Annotated in this window: 20 protein-coding genes; 2 read left to right on the top strand and 18 right to left on the bottom strand. The window is 66.7% G+C overall.

Going from position 1 to position 19899, the window contains the following annotated elements; all coding sequences use genetic code 11:
• The 6 genes from miaA to HMI57_RS15345 all read right to left on the bottom strand — a co-directional run bounded on the left by miaA (window position 1) and on the right by HMI57_RS15345 (window position 6489).
• The gene (gene miaA, locus HMI57_RS15370) at window positions 1-930 is read right to left on the bottom strand and encodes a tRNA (adenosine(37)-N6)-dimethylallyltransferase MiaA (RefSeq protein ID WP_171586883.1); all 930 of its coding nucleotides are present in this window, start codon (window positions 928-930) and stop codon (window positions 1-3) included.
• 2 nt (window positions 931-932) lie between these two features.
• On the bottom strand, window positions 933-2396 hold the full coding sequence (miaB, locus tag HMI57_RS15365) for a tRNA (N6-isopentenyl adenosine(37)-C2)-methylthiotransferase MiaB (RefSeq protein ID WP_346655236.1): 1464 nt from the start codon (window positions 2394-2396) through the stop codon (window positions 933-935).
• Window positions 2397-2554: 158 nt separating this feature from the next.
• Window positions 2555-3853: a lytic transglycosylase domain-containing protein gene (locus HMI57_RS18905; RefSeq protein ID WP_216607575.1), complete on the bottom strand. Its 1299-nt coding sequence runs from the start codon at window positions 3851-3853 to the stop codon at window positions 2555-2557.
• Between the two features lie 221 nt (window positions 3854-4074).
• Window positions 4075-5001: a regulatory protein RecX gene (locus tag HMI57_RS19605; RefSeq protein ID WP_346655231.1), complete on the bottom strand. Its 927-nt coding sequence runs from the start codon at window positions 4999-5001 to the stop codon at window positions 4075-4077.
• Window positions 5002-5007: 6 nt separating this feature from the next.
• Window positions 5008-6081, bottom strand: a complete 1074-nt coding sequence (gene recA / locus HMI57_RS15350) for a recombinase RecA (protein ID WP_171586882.1) — start codon at window positions 6079-6081, stop codon at window positions 5008-5010.
• 189 nt (window positions 6082-6270) lie between these two features.
• Entirely contained in the window at window positions 6271-6489 is a 219-nt protein-coding gene (locus HMI57_RS15345; protein WP_171586881.1) for a DUF3046 domain-containing protein, read from the bottom strand.
• Window positions 6490-6599: 110 nt separating this feature from the next.
• Between HMI57_RS15345 and HMI57_RS15340 the strand changes: the two genes are divergently transcribed.
• Complete coding sequence (locus HMI57_RS15340; protein ID WP_171586880.1) at window positions 6600-7073, top strand: MarR family transcriptional regulator; 474 nt, start codon at window positions 6600-6602, stop codon at window positions 7071-7073.
• An 82-nt stretch (window positions 7074-7155) separates the two neighbouring features.
• On the opposite strand, the gene HMI57_RS15335 is transcribed toward HMI57_RS15340, so the two are convergent.
• The 6 genes from HMI57_RS15335 to dapA all read right to left on the bottom strand — a co-directional run bounded on the left by HMI57_RS15335 (window position 7156) and on the right by dapA (window position 14518).
• Window positions 7156-7596, bottom strand: a complete 441-nt coding sequence (locus tag HMI57_RS15335) for a helix-turn-helix domain-containing protein (RefSeq protein WP_171586879.1) — start codon at window positions 7594-7596, stop codon at window positions 7156-7158.
• Between the two features lie 126 nt (window positions 7597-7722).
• Window positions 7723-8229 (bottom strand): CinA family protein, encoded by a 507-nt coding sequence (locus HMI57_RS15330; protein WP_171586878.1) that lies wholly within the window; start codon window positions 8227-8229, stop codon window positions 7723-7725.
• A gap of 11 nt (window positions 8230-8240) precedes the next feature.
• Window positions 8241-8867, bottom strand: a complete 627-nt coding sequence (gene pgsA / locus HMI57_RS15325; protein WP_171586877.1) for a CDP-diacylglycerol--glycerol-3-phosphate 3-phosphatidyltransferase — start codon at window positions 8865-8867, stop codon at window positions 8241-8243.
• A 9-nt stretch (window positions 8868-8876) separates the two neighbouring features.
• Window positions 8877-11822: a DNA translocase FtsK gene (locus HMI57_RS15320; RefSeq protein WP_171586876.1), complete on the bottom strand. Its 2946-nt coding sequence runs from the start codon at window positions 11820-11822 to the stop codon at window positions 8877-8879.
• A gap of 63 nt (window positions 11823-11885) precedes the next feature.
• Entirely contained in the window at window positions 11886-13577 is a 1692-nt protein-coding gene (locus HMI57_RS15315) for a ribonuclease J (protein ID WP_171586875.1), read from the bottom strand.
• The gene (gene dapA / locus HMI57_RS15310; protein WP_171586874.1) at window positions 13574-14518 is read right to left on the bottom strand and encodes a 4-hydroxy-tetrahydrodipicolinate synthase; all 945 of its coding nucleotides are present in this window, start codon (window positions 14516-14518) and stop codon (window positions 13574-13576) included. Before dapA ends, HMI57_RS15315 begins: the two co-directional genes overlap by 4 nt.
• Window positions 14519-14606: 88 nt before the next feature.
• Here dapA and HMI57_RS15305 point away from each other — a divergent pair, with 88 nt between their 5' ends.
• Window positions 14607-15779: a heparan-alpha-glucosaminide N-acetyltransferase domain-containing protein gene (locus HMI57_RS15305; RefSeq protein ID WP_171586873.1), complete on the top strand. Its 1173-nt coding sequence runs from the start codon at window positions 14607-14609 to the stop codon at window positions 15777-15779.
• A 20-nt stretch (window positions 15780-15799) separates the two neighbouring features.
• Here HMI57_RS15305 and HMI57_RS15300 read toward each other — a convergent pair whose 3' ends face one another.
• Genes HMI57_RS15300 through glp form a run of 6 tightly spaced genes read right to left on the bottom strand, consistent with a single transcriptional unit; the run spans window position 15800 to window position 19892 of the window.
• Window positions 15800-16282, bottom strand: coding sequence for a hypothetical protein (locus tag HMI57_RS15300; protein ID WP_171586872.1), 483 nt, complete (start codon window positions 16280-16282; stop codon window positions 15800-15802).
• Window positions 16283-16290: 8 nt separating this feature from the next.
• Entirely contained in the window at window positions 16291-17049 is a 759-nt protein-coding gene (dapB, locus tag HMI57_RS15295) for a 4-hydroxy-tetrahydrodipicolinate reductase (protein WP_171586871.1), read from the bottom strand.
• Window positions 17050-17090: 41 nt separating this feature from the next.
• Window positions 17091-17552 carry a molybdenum cofactor biosynthesis protein MoaE gene (locus HMI57_RS15290; protein WP_171586870.1) on the bottom strand — a complete coding sequence of 154 codons (462 nt, stop codon included), beginning with the start codon at window positions 17550-17552 and terminating at the stop codon, window positions 17091-17093.
• Window positions 17542-18024: a MogA/MoaB family molybdenum cofactor biosynthesis protein gene (locus HMI57_RS15285; protein ID WP_171586869.1), complete on the bottom strand. Its 483-nt coding sequence runs from the start codon at window positions 18022-18024 to the stop codon at window positions 17542-17544. The genes HMI57_RS15290 and HMI57_RS15285 overlap by 11 nt, the downstream gene beginning before the upstream one ends.
• Window positions 18021-18506, bottom strand: a complete 486-nt coding sequence (gene moaC / locus HMI57_RS15280; RefSeq protein WP_171586868.1) for a cyclic pyranopterin monophosphate synthase MoaC — start codon at window positions 18504-18506, stop codon at window positions 18021-18023. The genes HMI57_RS15285 and moaC overlap by 4 nt, the downstream gene beginning before the upstream one ends.
• A 24-nt stretch (window positions 18507-18530) precedes the next feature.
• Window positions 18531-19892: a gephyrin-like molybdotransferase Glp gene (glp, locus tag HMI57_RS15275; protein WP_171586867.1), complete on the bottom strand. Its 1362-nt coding sequence runs from the start codon at window positions 19890-19892 to the stop codon at window positions 18531-18533.
• Between the last annotated feature and the right edge of the window lie 7 nt (window positions 19893-19899).

Below are 19899 nucleotides of genomic sequence, written 5' to 3'. Positions count from 1 at the left end.
CTAGGATAGGCCGAACGTGTGCCGGATGTGGTCTGCGGCCCGGGTGGCAAGGAGCGGGTCCTCCCAGTCGAGCCAGGTGATGCGCGGGTCGGCGCGGAACCAGGTGAGTTGTCGGCGGGCGAAGCGCCGGGTGGCGTCGATCGTGTCGGCGGCTGCCTCGTCGGCGGTCCATTCGCCGTCGAGGACGCGCAGGAACTGGGCGTAGCCAAGGGCCCGTGACGCGGTGCGGCCGGTGCGCAGGCCCTGGCTGTCAAGGGTGGCAACTTCGTCGAGCAACCCGTTGTCCACCATGGTGTGGACCCTGGTGGCAAGCCGTTCCCTCAGCGCAGCCCGGTCAACCTGCAGGCCGAGCTGCAACGCTGGCTGGTGATAGAGGCGCTGCGGCATGAAGGAGCTGAACGGCCGGCCGGTGACCTCGTGGACCTCAAGTGCGCGGATCAGACGCCGCGGGTCGAGGTCCCGTCCAGCGGACACCGGATCCACACCGGCCAGCCGCTCGCGCAGGGGGTCGGCTCCGCTGCTCGCTAGCTCGTCCTCCAGCCGGCTGCGGATGGCGGCGTCGGTGCCCGGGAACTCCAGGACATCCAGAGCAGCCCGGAGGTAGAGTCCGGATCCGCCGACCAGGATCGGCATCCGGCCGCGCCCGCGGATGTCGGCGACCGCCGCCCGTGCCTGCTCCTGGTACGCGGCGACGCTCGCCTCATCCCGCACGTCGAGCGTATCGAGCAGGTGGTGCGGGACCCCTTGCCGTTCCTCAAGGGTGACCTTGGCGGTGCCAATGTCCATCCCGCGGTAAAACTGCATGGAGTCCGCGTTGATGATCTCGCCGTCGAACCTGCGGGCCAGCTCGATGCCGATCGAGGACTTGCCGGACCCGGTTGGACCGACGACAGCGATCAGGGGCGGACCAGGGGGGTCGGTGATGGGCAACGCTAGGCGCCGCGGACAGGGAGGCTTGGCATGCCCAAGGAGACGGCCGCCCCCTGCGTGGTCGCACCTGGAGCCGGCGCACCACAGGAGTCGGCCTGCGAGCGGTCCCACGCGTCGCCGGCCCGTGACCGCCTGATCTGGATGTCCGCAGCTGTCGCCGGGTCGGCGACCAGGTGGAAGGCTGCCGCCTCGGTAACGGTGACTGTGACAAGGTCCCCCGGCCGGGGAGGTTCGACGCCGTCGGGGACCGAGAAGTGAACCAGGCGCTGGTCGCGGGCCCGACCGGACAGGCGGTGGGTCTCGCCGGCTTTGCGGCCCTGCTGGGCGGTCACCATCAGCTCGACGCTGTGCCCCAGCTGCATCGCGTTCTCCTCGGCGGCGATGCGGTCCTGTAACGCGGTGAGCCGCTCGAAGCGTTCCTGCACCACGGCCTTGGGAATCTGTCCGGGCAGGTCAGCGGCGGGGGTGCCGGGACGCTTGGAGTACTGGAAGGTGAAGGCGGTGGCGAAACGGGACTTCTCGACGACGTCGAGCGTGGCCTGGAAGTCCTCCTCGGTCTCGCCGGGGAATCCCACAATGATGTCGGTGGAGATTGACGCGTGCGGAATCTTCTCCCGCACCCGGTCCAGGATGCCCAGGAACTTGGTGGACCGGTAGGAACGGCGCATGGCCTTCAGGACGCTGTCGGAGCCCGACTGCAGGGGCATGTGCAGCTGGGGCATCACGTTGGGTGTCTCAGCCATCGCATCGATGACGTCGTCGGTGAAGGCCGCCGGGTGGGGGCTGGTGAACCTGACCCGTTCGAGTCCCTCGATGGTGCCGCAGGCGCGGAGCAGTTTCGCGAAGGCGCCCCGGTCGCCGAACTCGACGCCGTAGGAGTTCACGTTCTGGCCGAGCAGCGTTACCTCGATGGCCCCATCGGCGACCAGCGCTTCGATCTCGGCGAGGATCTCCCCCGGCCTCCGGTCGCGCTCCTTGCCGCGTAGTGCCGGCACGATGCAGAAGGTGCAGGTGTTGTTGCAGCCGACGGAAATGGACACCCAGCCGGAGTACACGGCGTCCCGCTTGGTGGGAAGGGTGGATGGGAAGACGTCGAGGGATTCGAGGATCTCCAGCTGCGCCTCGTTATTGTGCCGCGCCCGTTCCAGGAGGGCGGGGAGGGCACCGACGTTGTGGGTGCCGAAGACCGCGTCCACCCAGGGTGCCTTCGCCAGGATGGTGTCCCGGTCCTTCTGGGCCAGGCATCCCCCGACGGCGATCTGCATGCCGGGGTGCGTTTCCTTCACTGAGGCGAGCATCCCCAGGTTGCCGTACAGCTTGTTGTCGGCGTTCTCCCGCACCGCGCAGGTGTTGAAAACGACGACGTCGGCCTGCGCGTCGGTGGCAGCGGTATAGCCGGCGTCTTCCAGAAGGCCCGCGATCCGCTCGGAGTCGTGGACGTTCATCTGGCAACCGTAGGTGCGCACCTCGTAGGTGCGCTCGGCACCCGAGGGCGGCGTTCCGGTGGCGCCCGCCGTCGCTGCGGCGGGACCGGGGGGAAGGGTGGGGGTAATGAGACTCACCCGTTAAGGGTACGTGCGCCCGGCTGGCCCCCACAATCGGCCTAGGGCGGATCGATGACGGCCTAGTACCAGTTGACGCGCTGGGAGTGCTGCCAGGCGGCACACGGCGATCCGTACCGCCCGTCGATGTACCCCAGCCCCCACTCGATCTGTGTGCGGTAGTTGGTGCGCCAGTCCGCTCCGGAGCTGGCCATCTTGCTGCCCGGCAGCGACTGCGGGATTCCGTACGCCCCGCTGTAGGGGTTGTTGGCACTGGTCAACCAGCGGGATTCCTTGTTCCACAGGCTCACCAGGCACTGGAACTGGCCGGCGTCCCAGCCGAACGACGGCAGGCGCGAGGACGCATAGGCCTGCGCTCCGGCGGGATCGTCAACGATCGGTCCGGGCGCAGGAGCGGGGGCTGGAGCCGGGGCAGGCGCAGGTGCAGGAACCGGTGCCGGTGCGGGCGCCGGAGTTGTCGGAGCTGGAGCGGGCGTTGTCGGAGCTGGAGCCGGCGTGGTGGGACGGGGAGCCGGTGCTGGCTGGGGGGCAGGCGCAGGGGCTGCCACAGTGGGGGGTGCCGGAGCACGCGGCGGGGCGGTGGCGACCGGTCGAGCAGCTGCTGCCTCCCGTGCCTTCGCTGCTGCCTCGGCCGCTGCCTGCTGTTCCCTGAAGGCTGCCTGTTCCGCCAATCCGGCTACCCGCTCTGCTTCCAGGCTGGCGGTAGTGTCCTTGAGCTCAGCAAGCTGTTCGAACAGTTCAGCGGACCGCAATTCCTCGTCCTGCACCGATGCCCGCGCCGCAGTGTCGTCTTCCTGGGCGTTGGAGAGTCGCTCTGCGGCTTCGGTGGCGAGTTCGCGGTGCCGGTCGGTAGCGGCATCGTACTGGTCCCTCAGGGACTCGACCTCCCGTTCGGCCGCTACGGCGTCACTGTAGGAACCGGCCGCGCGGTCGGTCACTCTTTCGAGGACCATCATGCGGTCGAGCAGGTCCATGGCCCCCTCGGGATCCAGCAGGACCAGCATCCCGGTGTTGGCGCTTCCGGTCTTGTAGGAGAGAGCGGCCGCGGCGCCCGCGGCACGATGGAGCTCCTCGGATTCGGCTTCTGCGCTGGCGAGCTGGACGGCGAGGGTATCTGAGAGTCGCTCACTCGCGCGTAGCTCCTGGGCGGCCTGTGCGTGTTCGGCGGCCGAGCGGACCGCCGCGTCGCCGAGTTCGGCTGAGGTGGATCGCAGTCCATCAAGCAGTGATTCAATCTCCTCGACCTGGGCCTGCTTGGCAGAAGTGCTGTCCTTCGCTGCGCGGATCTCCTCCCAGGTGGGAAAGTCCTGCGCTGCGGCGGGAGCGATGGCTGTCAGCAGCGAGGCACCAAGAGCCAGCACGGCCAACGCTGCACCAGCGCCCGTCCGTGCAGCAGCTAACCCGCTCCCCCGCCCGATCATAAGGATGCTCAGCCTACAGTTCAGCGATCCGGGTCCGCCATAGGGCACCCGACGGATCTAGGGCACGAATGGGTAACAGCTCGACGTGTCAGGGAAGGTATTCGTGCGAGGAGACCTGGTCCCGACAGCTCCGGCTTGGCCCCTCCCTAGCCATGCCTCGCCTAGCGGTAGTCGAGTTCCGAGATGTCGTTGTCGGCCATCGGGTCGATGGCCTCGTGCTCATGGTCGGCCACATCGTCGATCACGGTCTTGACCACGCCGAAGGCGAGGGACGGGCTGTAGCCCTTCCGGGCGAGCATGCTCACCAGCCGCCGGGTTTCCTTGTCACGCGTGGCGCGGTCACCGGCGCTGGCGAGGGGTCGGTGCTTCCGGCGTACCAGCTGCTCGGCGGCGTAGCGCTCCTCATCGTCGCTGACCTGGGCCAGCGCGTCCTCGGCGAGGTCTCCGTGGATCCCTTTCTCGGCCAGCTCCCTTTTCAGGGCGCTGCGGGCCAGCGAACGTGTCGCTGCGCGGCTCCGGACCCACATCATGGCGAACTCGGCGTCGTCAATCAGCTCGACCTCTTCGAACCGGTCAAGCACCGCGGTTGCCACCTCGTCCGGCACATCCCGCTCCGCTAGTTTGGAGGCGAGTTGGTGCCGGCTTTTCGGTGCCAGGGTGAGCTGGCGCAGGACGATCGACCGCGCCGTGGCGTACGGGTCCGTGTCCTCGGCTCCCCCGTCATCCCCCCGCTTGCCTTCAGCGGCGCCCTGCCGGCCCCGCCGCGTCCGTCCAGAGGTACTACCGGGCTCCGACCCGTCAGGATCGCTGACGGCGTACGGGCCGGTGGTCTCCGCTTCGTCTACCAGGCCACCAGGCGCCGAGCCTGCCGACTGCCAGCCTGCAGACTTCCGCGCAGCGGATTTTGGTCCTGCAGAGGACTTTCGGGCACCCCCTGACGTGCGCTTGGCACCCAGCCCGCTGCTCTGTCCGAAGGATCCCTTGCCGGAGCCCTGCCCGAACGAGCCCTTACCGGGGCCCTTCCCGAAGGATCCCTTGCCGGAGCCCTGCCCGAACGTGCCTTTGCCAGTGTTCTGTCCGAAAGGCACGGCTGCCTAGCGGTTCTCTCCGCTGACCGCCTTCAGCTTGGGCTCCGCCTTTGCCTTGGTTTCGACGGTTGCGTCCTCGGCGGCAGCGCCAACACCCAGTTTCTCCCTGATGCGGCGTTCCAGCTCGTCGGTCAGGTCCGGGTTATCCAGGAGGAACTTCCGGGCGTTCTCCTTGCCCTGGCCCAGCTGGTCACCGTCGTAGGTGAACCAGGCACCGGACTTCTTTACGAGCCCGTTCTCCACACCGACATCGATCAACCCGCCCTCGCGGGAGATTCCGTAGCCGTACAGGATGTCGAACTCGGCCTGCTTGAAGGGCGGCGCCATCTTGTTTTTGACTACCTTGGCCCTGGTCCGATTACCTACCGGCACCGCGCCTTCCTTGAGGGTTTCGATCCGGCGGACGTCAATGCGGATGGAGGCGTAGAACTTCAGGGCCTTGCCACCGGTGGTGGTTTCCGGGCTACCGAAGAACACACCGATCTTCTCGCGCAGCTGGTTGATGAAGATTGCCGTGGTCTTGCTCTGGGCGAGACGGCCGGTGATCTTCCGGAGCGCCTGGCTCATCAGTCGTGCCTGAAGACCCACGTGGCTGTCGCCCATGTCGCCCTCAATCTCGGCACGGGGCACCAGCGCGGCTACCGAGTCAATGACCACCACATCGATCGAACCGGAACCAATCAGCATGTCCATGATCTCCAGAGCCTGCTCGCCGGTGTCCGGCTGGGAGACCAGGAGGGCGTCAGTGTCGACGCCGAGCCGCTTGGCGTACTCGGGATCGAGGGCATGCTCGGCGTCGATGAATGCCGCGATGCCGCCGTTGCGCTGTGCATTGGCGACAGCGTGGAGCGCCAGGGTGGTCTTACCCGAAGACTCAGGTCCGTAGATTTCGACGACCCTGCCCCGGGGAAGTCCGCCTATGCCGAGCGCGGCATCCAGTGCAATGGAGCTGGTGGAGATGGTTTCGATGGGGGCGCGTACCTCGTCACCCAGACGCATCACCGAACCCTTGCCATACTGCTTGTCGATCTGCGCGAGTGCTGCTTCGAGAGCTTTCTCGCGGTCTGCTGGTGCGGCCATTCTTCACCTCAGTTGATTGTGGCCGTAGCGGCCGTTTTCGTGTTCAATTCGACGGTAGCCGGGGGCACTGACAAATTAAGAAACTTCACGACGTATGTGGATAACCACGACCGCCGTCTGTATCAAATGATAGTCCTACCCGAACAAATATTCGAATAACGTGATGCGGCGTGTCAGGGTTCCGGCGCCCTACTTCGGGGTGATGTCCCTGCCCAGACGCCGCTCCTGGGGGACGTCCTGCAGGTCGCAGACCGCCATCCAGACCTCGCGGGGGCTGATCCCTGCCGCGAGGGCTTCCTCGGGCGTGCGGCCGCCCAGATCGGCGAGGACGATGGTGCGGGCCAGGGTGCGGGAGTATCCGCCGCCGAACTCGTCATCCATAAGCCGCCAAAAGGCACTGGTACGCATCTGGTAATCCTCTCATTTTCTCCTTCGGTGGGCTGTCCTTCCATGGCATTCAGTAGCACTTTCAACCCCCGTTGGTGGGCGATTGTGTCGGAAACCATAGAATGAACCACATGACAGCCGAGCACCGTGAAGCCGACCCCGCCGTAGACACTGCCATTCAGGCGCTGGAACAACAACTGAGCATGCTCTGGCGGAGGGCACGGTCGAACTCCTACAAGGTTGCCCGGCGCGTTCACCCGGACATGGAACCTGCTGCCTACGGGCTGCTGGTGATCCTGCAACGCGAGGGTGCGATGCGCCTGACGGACATCGCCGCGAGCATCGGCGTCGGGAAGCCATCGGTCAGCCGACAGATCGCCATGCTCGAGCAGCTGGGCCTGGTGCAGAAAGAGGCTGACCCCCTGGATGGCAGGGCGCAGTCGATCACCCTGACCCCTGCCGGGTCGAAGCAGCTGGTGACAGCCCAGACCGCCCGCAAGGAGGCGTTCCACAATCTGATGGAGGACTGGGATGTCAAGGATCTGACCACCCTGGGAACCCTGATCGCCCAGCTCAACGAGACCTACACCAAGGACAACTGGTAAGACGGCGCACACAACCCAGCCGCACACGACACAGCCCGCCGGGATGACCCCGGCGGGCTGTGTTTAAGTACTTGCTTCGGGCCTAGCGGTTGGTCGTTGCCAGACCGCGGCTGAAATCGTCGGACAGATCATCCGGAAGGTCGCCAACAAATGCACGGGCGAACTCCTGCGGCACCGTGTCGGGTACTGAGACCCCCTCGGCTTCGGCAAGACGATCGCTGACTTCGCGGAGCATGAGGGACAACGGAACATCGAGCGCCGTGCAAATGGAGGACAGGAGCTCCGAAGATGCTTCCTTCTGGCCCCGCTCCACCTCACTGAGGTAACCGAGTGAGACGCGGGCACTGTGCGAAACCTCGCGCAGAGTGCGGCCCTGCCGCTGGCGGACATCCCGCAGGACATCGCCAATCTCATGGCGTAGCACTACCATTTTGCGCTCCTTCGGCTTGCGCTGTGCATCTTCCACCAACCCCACATCCCGCCAACGGACTACGCCGTTAATGGATACGGGTTGCTTTACCATCTGAATCGCCATGCTCCCTCGTTGCAATTGATCCGGTGTCTCCTTAGGGAGCTGGACCGGCTTGGTAGTTTCAAGCCTAAGCTGTCAACCTGTTCAATGGCTGACAGTAATGATAACTGTTCGGTCCTAGATTTTGTTCCCCGGGTCCTGCGCCCGTAACACAGCGGCCACCTGATCGAGCGCAGCACCGCACGCAAGGGCGCGCACCGTCTCCCGGTCGCCGTCGAACAGGTACTCCTCGACGGTGGTTCCGGCCGCCGACGCCAGTGCCACAAATACTGTCCCTACAGGCTTCCCGCCGTGCGGCTCCGGGCCTGCGGCGCCGGTGGTGGAGACGGCAAGGTCGGCCCCGAAGACCCGGCGGGCACCGTCGGCCATCTGTCGGGCGACGTCGGCGTGCACGGCACCGGTGGCGGCAAGCCCCACCGGGTCGACGCCGAGCACCCCCACCTTGATCTCGTTCTGGTAGGTCACCGCCCCGCCCTGCAGTACGGCCGAAGCACCGGGCACCGCACCCAGCGCGGCGCACACCATCCCGGCCGTCAGGGATTCGGCGGTTGCGAGGCTGAGGCGCAGGCTGGTCGCCAGACGGACCACCTCGGCAGCCGATCCGGTGAGTAGGGAACTGTGCATCGGCGTCGAGGTTACGACGCCGGAGCGCCGGGTTGCCCGGACGCGCGCGCACCCCGCCGCAACCTGATGGCCTGGAGAATGTAGTCCAGACCAGTCACGACGGTGACGGCGACTGCCGCGAGCATCACCGCGACGGCGAGCCAGGTGTACCACCCGCCGACCAGCCCAGCCAGCGGGAGAAGGTACAGGAAGATGGCGAACGTCTGGATCACTGTCTTGAGTTTCCCGCCCCGGGATGCGGGCATCACGCCGTACCTGATGACGGCGAACCGCAGCACTGTGATCCCGAGTTCGCGCACGAGGATCACGATGGTGACCCACCACCAGAGTTCCCCGAGGATGGACAGCAGGATCAGGGCGGCGCCGATCAGCAGTTTGTCGGCGATGGGGTCGGCGATCTTCCCGAAATCGGTGATCAGTCCCCGGCTCCGGGCCAGGTCGCCGTCGAGCTTGTCGGTGTAGATGGCAACCGCGAACACTGCCACCGCGAGCCAGCGGAACAGTCCGCCGGACCCGTCGTCGGCGCTCTCGTCAAGGAGCAGGAACCAGATGAAGAACGGGACCAGCAGGATGCGCACCACCGTGAGGACGTTGGCGATGTTCAGCGTGGGGACCTGTTGGGCCGGAGGAATACTCACGGCACTAGGCTACCTTCCCGTGAGGCTCCAGGCGTCAGTGGAACCGTCATCATCGTCGTCCGATCCGTCATGGTACTGACCCGCCTGGCGGCGTGACTCGAGGTCGTCCGCCACCAGGTCGATCGGCCCTGAGGACGCACCGGCGCCCGCTGCCGACACCGGTTCGTCGGGTACCGAGATCGGCCCGTCGCCACGCATGGCGCCGAGCACCTCGGCGAGGTCGTCAGGTTTGACGAGCACATCGCGGGCCTTCGAACCCTCAGAGGGGCCGACCACCCCGCGGGACTCCAGCAGGTCCATCAGCCGGCCCGCCTTCGCGAACCCGACCCGGAGCTTGCGCTGCAGCATCGAGGTGGATCCGAACTGGGTGGTGACCACCAGTTCGGTCGCCTGCAGGAGGACGTCGAGATCGTCGCCGATGTCGTCGTCGATCTGCTTCTTGGGTGCCTCCACCGCAACGTCCTCGCGGTAGTTGGCCTTGAGCTGACCCTTGACGTGTTCCACCACCCGGTGGATCTCCGATTCGGTGACCCAGGCTCCCTGGACACGCATCGGTTTGGAGGCTCCCATGGGAAGGAAGAGCGCGTCGCCCTGGCCGATGAGCTTCTCGGCGCCGGGCTGGTCCAAGACCACCCGGGAGTCGGTGACCGACGACGTCGCGAACGCCATCCGTGAGGGCACGTTGGCCTTGATCAATCCGGTGACAACGTCGACTGACGGCCGCTGGGTGGCGAGCACCAGATGGATGCCTGCGGCGCGGGCCAGCTGGGTGATGCGCACGATCGAGTCCTCGACGTCGCGTGGCGCCACCATCATCAGGTCGGCGAGCTCGTCGACGATGACCAGCAGATACGGGTACGGCCGCACCACACGCTTGGAGCCCTCGGGCGGGACCACCTTCCCGTTGCGGACCGCCTTATTGAAGTCGTCGATGTGCTTGTAGCCGTAGTTCGCGAGGTCGTCGTAGCGGGTGTCCATCTCGCGGACCACCCACTGCAGCGCCTCTGCGGCCTTCTTGGGGCTGGTGATGATGGGGGTGATCAGGTGCGGGACGCCCTCGTAGGCGGTCAGTTCCACCCGCTTGGGGTCAACCATGACCATGCGCACCTCGTCGGGGGTGGAGCGCATCAGGATCGAGGTGATCATCGAGTTCACGAACGACGACTTGCCTGCACCGGTGGCGCCCGCGACCAGGAGGTGCGGCATCTTCGCGAGGTTCGCGACGACGAAGCCGCCTTCAACATCCTTGCCCACGCCCATCACCATCGGGTGGTCGGTCTTGCGGGCGTTGCCGGAACGCAGCACATCGCCCAGCGACACGGTCTCACGGTCGGTGTTGGGTATTTCGATGCCGATTGCCGATTTGCCCGGGATCGGAGACAGGATCCGGACGTCCGAGCTTGCCACCGCGTAGGAGATGTTCTTGGACAGCGCGGTGACCCGTTCCACCTTGGTCCCCGGAGCCAGCTCGATCTCATAGCGGGTCACCGTGGGGCCACGGGAGAACCCGGTCACTTTCGCGTCGACGTGGAACTGGTCGAGGGTGTGGGTCAGGGCTGCGACCACCGAGTCGTTGGCCTCGGAACGTTCCTTGGGCGGCGTTCCGGCCGGCAGGTAATCGGAGGGGGGCAGGGTGTAGGTGACGTCCCCCGCCAGTTGGAGCTGCTCGGTGCGCTGCGGCATGGGGGTGGGAGGGACCTGCGGCTGGACCGGTGTCGAGGGGACGTGCGGCGCGGCCGTGGGAAGGGCGGCCATTGCCTCCGTGGCCGGGTGAGCGTCGGTGCCGCCATCGGGGATCAGGCCGTGTTCCTGCTTGATCTTCTCGGTGGCGCGTTCCTGCTGGGTGGGACGGCGGACCCCGGGCGGCACCCGTGGCTCGGCCGGAACGGCTGCAGCGTCGCGGGCGGCCGCCTGGCGGGACTGGAGGCTGCGCTGCGCCTCGTCCGGGTCGTCCTGGTCGTCGTCGAGGACCGCGCGTTCAAAGGCCTCGTCGCCGACGTAGCCGTCCAGTTCGGCCTGGGTCGGTCCGGCTGGCTTGTCCCGGCCGAAGAGCCGCATTTTCCGCTTGGGCTTCTTGGCTGGCGCGGAATGGCGCTGGTCGAGGTAGCTCTGGTCGTGTTGCTCGGTGGCATTCCCAGCTGCCGCATCGTTCGCGTGCTGCAGGTCCCGCTCGATCAGGTCCTGACCCATCAGGTGCTCATAGAGGGCACGGAGCCGGGACGGAATGTGACGGAACGGGGTGGCGGTGACGATCAGCACGCTCAGGAAGATCAGCACGCTCAGCAGGATAATCACCGGCCACATGGTGAGGAGGCCGCTCAGCGGACCGGCCACGAGGAACCCGACCACTCCCCCGGCCTGCCAGAGCCGTTCGAAACCGTCGGCGAGGGCCGGGGCCCCGCCGGAGAAGTGCGCAATTCCGGAGCCTGCGAACAGGGCGATGGTCATGCCGATTCCCACCCGGTTATTAGCCCGGTGATTCTCGGGGTACCTGAACAGGCGCACCGCACCGATCAGCAGCATGAAGGGAACCAGCAGGGCCATCCAGCCGAAGGTTCCGGCTGCCACCGCGTGCACGACGTCGGCACCGGGCCCGGTGAGGGCCCACCACTCGACGGCGGCTACCGCCACACTGAGGATCATCAGGAACAGGCCGGTACCGTCACGGCGCAACTCCTTCTCGGGGCGGACGTCGTGGCCGAACTTGCGGATGCCGGAGGCGACCATGTGGGCGGTGCCCATCCACAGTCCGCGGAGGGCACGCAAGGGCAGCGGCAGGGAGTCACTGGCCCCGGTGTCGTTGGGCAGCACAGGCTGCTTCTTGGTCGGTTGCCGGGTGTTGCCACCGCTTTTGTTAGCACCGCTTCGGCCCGAAGTTGAACGCGCAGCAGCCGAGGTGTTCTTACCGCGCGACTGTTGTGAACCTCTGGGGCCCGGGGAAGTACGAGTCGCCATAGTGCCAACGGTACCGGACTCGGCCCTGGAATCCCGGGACAAACGCGGCAGAACCGCTGGGCGCTACGCCTCCAGGACCACCGGGATGATCATCGGCCGACGGCGGTAACGGCGGTTGACCCAGGTGCCGATCACCCGGCGGACCACCTGCTGCAGTTGGTAGACCGAGTGGTCCTTGTTGCTCATCACCGCTTCCTCGAGGGCCGCGTTCAGCTTGGGCTTGATCTCGTCGAACACCGAATCGTCCTCGGCGAAGCCGCGGGCATGGATGTCGGGGCCGGAGACGATCTTGCCGGTACTGCGGTTCACCACCGTAACGATGGAGATGAAGCCTTCCTCGCCGAGGATACGGCGGTCCTTCAGATCAGCGTCGGTGATTTCCCCGATACTCGATCCATCCACGTAGACGAACCCACACTCCACCGCCCCGACGATGCGTGCGACACCATCCACCAGGTCGATGACCGACCCGTCGTCAGTGAGTAGAACGTTCTCGGTGGGGACACCGGTCTGCTCGGCCAGCCGGGCATTGGCGATCAGGTGCCGCGTCTCCCCGTGCACCGGCATCACGTTGCGGGGCTTGAGAATGTTGTAGCAGTACAGCAGTTCCCCGGCCGCTGCGTGACCGGACACGTGCACCTTCTCGTTGCCCTTGTGGACGACGTCGGCGCCGAGTTTCAGTAGCCCGTTGATGACCCGGAAGACAGCGTTCTCGTTGCCGGGGATCAGTGAAGATGCGAGGATCACGGTGTCCCCCTTGCCCACGGTGATCCGGTGGTCGCCGTTGGCCATCCGGGAGAGGGCGGCCATCGGTTCGCCCTGCGATCCGGTGGACATGAGCACCACCTTGTGGTCCGGCAGTGCGTCGACGTTCTTGATGTCCACGAGGATCCCTTCGGGGACCCTGAGGTAGCCCAGTTTCGCCGCGATGGTCATGTTCCTCACCATCGAGCGTCCGGCGAAGCAAACCTTCCTGTCGTGCGCCTCGGCCGCGTCCAGGACCTGCTGCACCCGGTGGATGTGGGAGGAGAACGAGGCGACGATGATGCGTTTGCTGACCTGGCCGAACAAGCGGTTCAGCACGGGCCCGATCTCGCGTTCAGCGGTGGTGAACCCGGGCACGTCGGCGTTGGTGGAATCGACCATGAACAGGTCGACCCCCTCCTCGCCCAGCCGCGCGAACGCCCGCAGGTCGGTGATGCGCCCGTCGAGCGGTAGCTGGTCCATCTTGAAGTCGCCGGTGTGCAGGACGTTTCCCGCCTTGGTGCGGATGAAGACCGCCAGCGCGTCGGGGATTGAATGGTTGACTGCCACGAACTCACACTCGAACGGTCCGAACTGTTCGATCTGCCCCTCGGTGACCGTGAGGGTGTAGGGGGTGATCCGGTGTTCCTGGAGTTTCGCCTCGATCAGGGCCAGGGTGAGCTGGGAGCCGATCAGGGGAATGTCTTTCTTGAGCCGCAGCAGGTACGGCACAGCCCCGATGTGGTCTTCATGGCCGTGGGTCAGGACCAGACCGACGACGTCGTCGAGCCGGTCCTCGATGTAGGAGAAGTCCGGGAGGATCAGGTCCACCCCGGGCTGGGTCTCCTCGGGGAACAGCACACCACAGTCGACGATGAGCAGCTTGCCGTCCAGCTCGAACACTGCCATGTTCCGGCCGATTTCACCGAGACCGCCGAGGGGAACGATACGCAGCACACCCGCCGCGAGGTCGGGCGGGGTGAGGAGCGCCGTGGCAGCGGATACTGTCATGCCGGGGTTCCGTGGGTGCGCCGGGTGCGGGGGGTGTCGAAGTTCATCCCCGCTTCTGCGAGGTCAGCGAGCACAGTTTCCATCTCGACGGCGGAGGGTCCGACCAGTGGCAGCCGCACAACGGCGTTGGGGATGAGCCCCTGCATCTTGAGGATTTGCTTAGCCGATACGGCTCCGGGGATGTGGGTCATGACGGCCCGGACCACCGGGTCCAGCTCGAAGTGGATGCGGCGGGCGGTGGTGACGTCCCCGGCTGCAGCGGCGTCGACCAGAGCCCGGAACTGCGCGGTGGCGACGTGGGCGCTCACACTGACCACACCGACACCGCCGGCGATCATCCACGGCAGGGTGAGTCCGTCGTCGCCGGAGTACACGTCGAGTGTGGTGTTGGCGAGCACGCGGGTGATCTCGGCGAAGTCAGCCTTGGCGTCCTTGAGCGCGACGATTTTGGGGTTGTCGGCCAACCGGATCATCGTCTCGGTGTGGATGGGGATGCCTGACCGGCCCGGGATGTCGTAGATCATGATCGGCAGGTCGGTGGCATCGGCGACAGCCTCGAAGTGGGCCAGGACCCCCGCCTGGGTGGGCTTGTTGTAGTAGGGGGTGACCACCAATTGTCCGTCGACACCGGCGCGTGCGGCCCGCTGGGCCATTTCGATTGAGTGCGAGGTGTGGTTGGTGCCCGTGCCCGCGATGACTTTCGCTCGTCCTCCCACGGCTTCCACGACCACCCGGAAGAGGTCTTCCTTTTCCTGGTCCTCAAGGGTGGATGTCTCACCGGTCGTGCCGGAGATCACCAGGCTGTCGCAGCCGTCGTCGACCAACTGGTTGGCGAGCTCGGCGGTCGCGTCGAAGTCCACGCTGCCGTCAGCGTGGAACAAGGTGACCATCGCGATGCTGAGGGTGCCGAAGGGAAGGGTGTGGGAATTGGTGAGGGCCATGGGTAAAACGTTACCCGGTTCGCAACTGTTAAGTCGCCGCTGCGTCCTTCCGCCACGGCAGGCAGGGCCGCTGTGAGACGATCAGATCATGGCATCCCCCAAGGTCTCCCGGCGTGTGAGCGGGGTCGACGCCGCCCGCGGTATCGCCCTCTTCGGGATGATGAGTACCCACATTTTTCCCCTCTACATCGCTGGCACCGCTGATGCCTCTTGGGTGGCCCTGCTCTTTTCCGGGAAGGCGTCGGCCCTGTTTGCCGTTGTCGCCGGTCTCGGCCTGGCCCTGCTGACTGGGGGCCACCGGGTCCACAACCGCGAGGTGCTGTCGATGGACCGGCGGGGCATCGCGGCCCGCGCGGCGGTGATCATGGTGATCGGCTTGATGCTGGGCGGGCTGGAAACCAACATTGCCATCATCCTGTTCCATTACGGGGTCCTGTTCCTGATCGCGCTGCCGTTTGTGTCTCTGCCGTTGCGGCAGCTCCTCGGGTGGGCGATCGGCTGGACCCTGTTGTCCCCGGTGGCCGCTTATTTGCTCCGCCCGTGGATCGCCGAAACGGTCAGCCCCTCTTCGGTGGGCGGTAATCCCCTTTTCGAGACGTTGTTCGAACCCCTCACCCTGCTGGCAGACATCACGGTGACCGGGTACTACCCGGCGCTGCAGTGGTTGAGCTACCTCCTGATCGGTATGGTCATCGGGCGTCTGCGGCTGCAGGACTTGCGGGTGCAGCTGGGGTTGTTGGCCGGAGGCTTGGCGGTGGCAGTCGCGGCGAAACTGGTCAGCGGCTACCTGCTCGGGCCCCTGGGCGGCCTGGCCGCCCTGCTGCAGACCCCCGATGGCAGCCGGTACCCCCTGGAGGCGATGATGAATGTCAGCCTGACCGGGGTGGACCAGTCCGGCTCCTGGTGGTGGCTGGCTGTCAGCGCTCCCCACTCGGGTTCTCCGCTGGACCTGCTCCACACGGGAGGCACTTCGGCACTCGTGATCGGGCTGTGCCTGCTCGCGACCCGCCGGTACGAACCGGCGCTGTTGCCCCTGTCCGGGCCGGGTGCGATGACCCTGACCCTGTACACCATCCATATCTGGACCATGAGCGTGGTTGATGCCCAGGAGCCTCCCCCCGACCCGTCGCTGGTCTACTGGGGACAGGTGCTGGTGTTCGTCGTACTGGGCATTCTTTTCCTGCGGATCAACGCCCGCGGACCGCTGGAACTGCTGACCTCGGGTGCGTCCCGGGCGGCGCGGTCAGGCCTGAACAGCTAACCCGACGGACTGGTCCGTCGCTAGTGGGCTGTCTTGTACAGCTTTCCGGCAGTCCTCATGGACCGGCGTGCGCGGGTCCGGTCGCCGGCGGCGTCGTAGGCGCAGGACAGCCTGAACCAGCTGCGCCAGTCCTCGGGGGCTGCTTCCACCTCCGCCTGGTAGGCGGGGAACCGTTCGTCGGCGGCGGAACGAACAATCCGCCCGGCCGGGGTGCGCGGCAGGTCGTCGACCGGAAGACCTCCCTCGGCGTCGAGCTCGGTGGCCATTTTCGAGGTCTGCATGCCGAACAACAGCTCGCGGATCATGGCCCAGCCGCCGATCAGGGGCAGCAGCAGGTACGCCAGGCCGAGGGCTTTCGCCACCAGGTCAGGGTCGGTGAGCAGGATGACGCTGCGTTGCAGGGCGATGACCAGCCAGAAGATGAGCAGCAGGCTCACCAGGGCCACCCCCACTTTGGCGCGGTGGCGCTTCACCGTGCCCAGGAATCCTACGGGTTCAGCCATGCGGGGTTTCACGCTTCCAGATCGAGGTAGCCGTCCAGCCCGACCGTCAGGCCAGGGCGGGATGAGACGGTGCGGACGCCCAGCAGCACGCCGGGCATGAAGGACTCACGGTGGTATGAGTCGTGGCGGATGGTGAGCTGTTCCCCGACGCCGCCAAGTAGCACCTCCTGGTGCGCTACCAGCCCGCGCAGGCGCACCGAGTGCACCCGGACGCCGTCGACATCGGCACCGCGGGCACCGGCGCGCTCGCTGGTAGTCGCGTCGGGGCTGGCGGGGACGCCGGCTTCCCGGCGCGCCTGGGCGATCAGGGCTGCGGTCCGGACTGCGGTCCCCGAGGGTGCGTCGACCTTGTCGGGGTGGTGGAGCTCGACAATCTCGACCGACTCGAAATAGCGTGCCGCCCGGGCAGCGAACGCGCTGGCCAGCACTGAGCCGAGGGCGAAGTTCGGGGCAATCAGCACGCCGGTCGCTGGGTGGTCGGCGAGGAGGGAGGTGAGCCGCTCAAGACGCGCGTCGTCCCACCCGGTGGTTCCCACCACCGCGTGGATGCCACGCTCGACGGCGAACGCCACGTTGTCGAAAGTGGCATCGGGGACGGACAGGTCGACGATGTACTGCGCTCCCGCGGCGACTAGGGTGTCCAGCGAATCCTCACGGCCGAGTGATGCGACGAGGTCCAGGTCCGGTGCGGAGTCGATGGCCTTGACGGCCTCCGACCCCATCCGCCCGGTGGCACCGAGCACGGCCACGGCAAGTTGTTCAGTCATACACCCAGCCTACTGAACGGGTACTCCCCTGCCCATTTGGGTCACGCGGCTCCGGTCCCCCCGGCAGTGTCCGCGCTGCCGGCACCGACCCATTCGACGCTGCCGTCGGTGAAGAACTGTTCCTTCCAGATGGGGACCTTTTCCTTGACGGTGTCCACCAGCTCCGAGCAGGCGGCGAAGGCCTCGCCGCGGTGCGCGGACGCGACCGCGGCCACCAGTGCTGGGTCCCCGATCGCGAGCGGTCCGATTCGGTGGGCTACCCAGATCCGGACGCCCTCGTATTTGGCGGCAATGGCGTCGGCAATTTCCGCGATGATCCGCTCGGCACTCGGGTGGGCCGAGTAGCTCAGGGAGGTGACATCCCGGCCACCGTCATGGTTCCGGACCACCCCGCCGAAACCCACCACGGCACCACAGTCCGGGGAGTCGACCTCCGCCAGGGCAATGTCGAGGCTGATGGACTCGGCGGCCAACGAAACGTGTACCACGTGGCTAGTGTTCATTTTTTCCTTCCAGCTGGGAGCAGATGTGCCCCAGCATTGGTTCAAGCACGGCCAGCCCGTCACGCACCCCGCCCGGTGACCCCGGCAGGTTGATCACGAAGGTGCGCCCGACGGTCCCGGCGAAGCCTCGGCTGAGCGCCGCTGTCGGAACCTTCTCGGCCCCCCGGCGGCGAACGGCTTCCATAATCCCGGGCAGCTGGCGCTCGAGGTAGGGCTCGGTCTGTTCGGGGGTGGCGTCGTCAGGGCTTAGCCCGGTCCCGCCGCTAGTGATCACCACTGAGGGCGAGTCGCTGAGGACGGAGCCGATCGCTTGGCCCACCGGGTCGCCGTCGGGCACCACCAGGGTTTGGTGGGGTGCGAAGCCGTGATCGGCGAGCCAGTCCTGGATGAGTGGACCGCACTCGTCCTGGTAGATCCCGGCGGCGGCCCGGGTGGACGCGATGATGACCGCTGCGGTGCGCTGGCCGCTCATGCCGTCCAGTCTCCGCTCTTCCCACCGGACTTCGCCAGGACTTTGGTGTCGGTGATGACCGCGCGCTTGTCTACCGCCTTGATCATGTCGTAGAGGGCGAGAGCTGCCAGCGATGCCCCGGTCAGGGCTTCCATCTCGACACCGGTGACGGCGGTGGTCTTGACCGCGCAGCTGATGGTCACTGTAGTGTCCCGGGCGTCGAAGTCCACTGTGATTTTGCTCAGCGGCAAGGGGTGGCAGAGCGGGATCAGGGAGGAGGTCTGTTTGGCCGCCAGGATGCCCGCCACCCGTGCCACGGCCAGGGCGTCGCCCTTGGGCAGGCCGCCGGCGGTAATCAGTCCCACTACCTCCGCTGTGGTGTGCAGGACGGCCTGGGCGGTGGCTTCGCGGGTCGTTTCGGTCTTCGCCGAGACGTCGACCATGTGCGCGCTGCCATCCTCCCGGACGTGGCTCAGTGACGCCGGGCTGGAGTTCTCGGTCATGCTGTCCTTACTGGTTCTCAGTGCTCAGGGGTGCTCGGGCCCGGCCACCGCGAGGGGATGCGCTGCAGGAATCCCGAACGACGGCGAGCCGTGCGTCCCGTCGACCAGCCACACGGAGACCAGGTCCCCGGCCGCCAGGCTTCCGGTGCCGGCAGGCAGATGGACCAGGACATTCGATTCGGCCAACGCATGGATCAGGTGTGAGCCGGGGCCACCTACCAGCCTAACCGTACCCACTGGCTCACCGGCTGCCGCACGGGGGGTGTACCAGCCACGGCGGACCTGGTGTTTGGCTTCCGGAGAGCTCACCTCCTCCTCAAGGGCGGCGGTGAGGACCACCCGGGGGTGGGGGACGCCGACGACGGCGGTGAGGGCCGGACGGAGGAACATCTCGAAGGATACGAGGGCACTGACCGGGTTGCCCGGGAACCCGAGGAACGGCACCCCGCCGATGGTGCCCAACGCCTGCGGCCCGCCGGGCTGCATGGAGACGGAGAGGAACTCGACGCTGCTGTTGGCCAGCGCCTGTTTCACCACCTCGTAGGCGCCCTGGCTGATACCGCCAGTGGTGAGGATCAGGTGGATGCCGCTGTCCGCGACCGCCGCCAGAGCCTCGCGGAGGAGTGTCGGGTTGTCATCCATCAGCCGGTGCCTGATCACCGCCGCTCCGGCATCCAGGAGCGCGGTTTCCAGCAGGGTGGTGTTGGCGTCGAAGATCTTCCCCGGCTGCGGGGTACTGCCGGGTTCCTGGACCTCGTCCCCGGTGGTGAGCAGCAGGACGGTGAACTGGCGGCGCACCGGAACCGCGGCGATCCCGCAGGCGGCGAGCAGGCCCAGCTGGGCGGGGCCGAGGAGCGTCCCCGCGGCCAGGGCAGTGGTGCCGGCGGGAATGTCGCTGCCGGCACGACGGATGTAGGCACCGAATTCCACGGTTTCGGGCAGGTCGACGGTGAGTTCGGCGTCCGCCTCGTAGTCGGCGGCCGAGTAGAACTGGGCAGGGGTGACCCGTTCGATCGGGACGATGGCGCCGGTGTTGCCTGGAATCATCGCCCCGGTCATGATGGGCGCCGCACTCCCCTGCACCAGGTCTGGAGGTTCGATGCCCGCCGGGATGGGGGCGCCCACCCTCAGGGTTCGTCCTGACGTGCCGCTGGCTGGACCGAGATCGTCGACATGGATGGCGTATCCGTCCATCTGCGAGTTATCAAACGGTGGCAGGCTGACCGGGGCCTGCAGGTCGACGGCGAGCACCCGGCCGCGGGCGGCCGCCAGCGGGAGCTCGGTTCCGCCCCCGTCCTGGTCAGTCCGGCTATCGGCCGGGTAGCTGCTGCTGTAGCGGAGCAGTCCCAGCACTGCCTGCTGGTGTTCCTCGACGCTTCTGATCATGGGATCC

The organism is Arthrobacter sp. 260 (assembly GCF_013116745.1).
In the GTDB taxonomy this organism is placed as follows: Bacteria; Actinomycetota; Actinomycetes; order Actinomycetales; family Micrococcaceae; genus Arthrobacter_D.
Note: the sequence above shows the minus strand (reverse complement) of the source record. Positions and strands in the feature narration are given on the sequence as shown.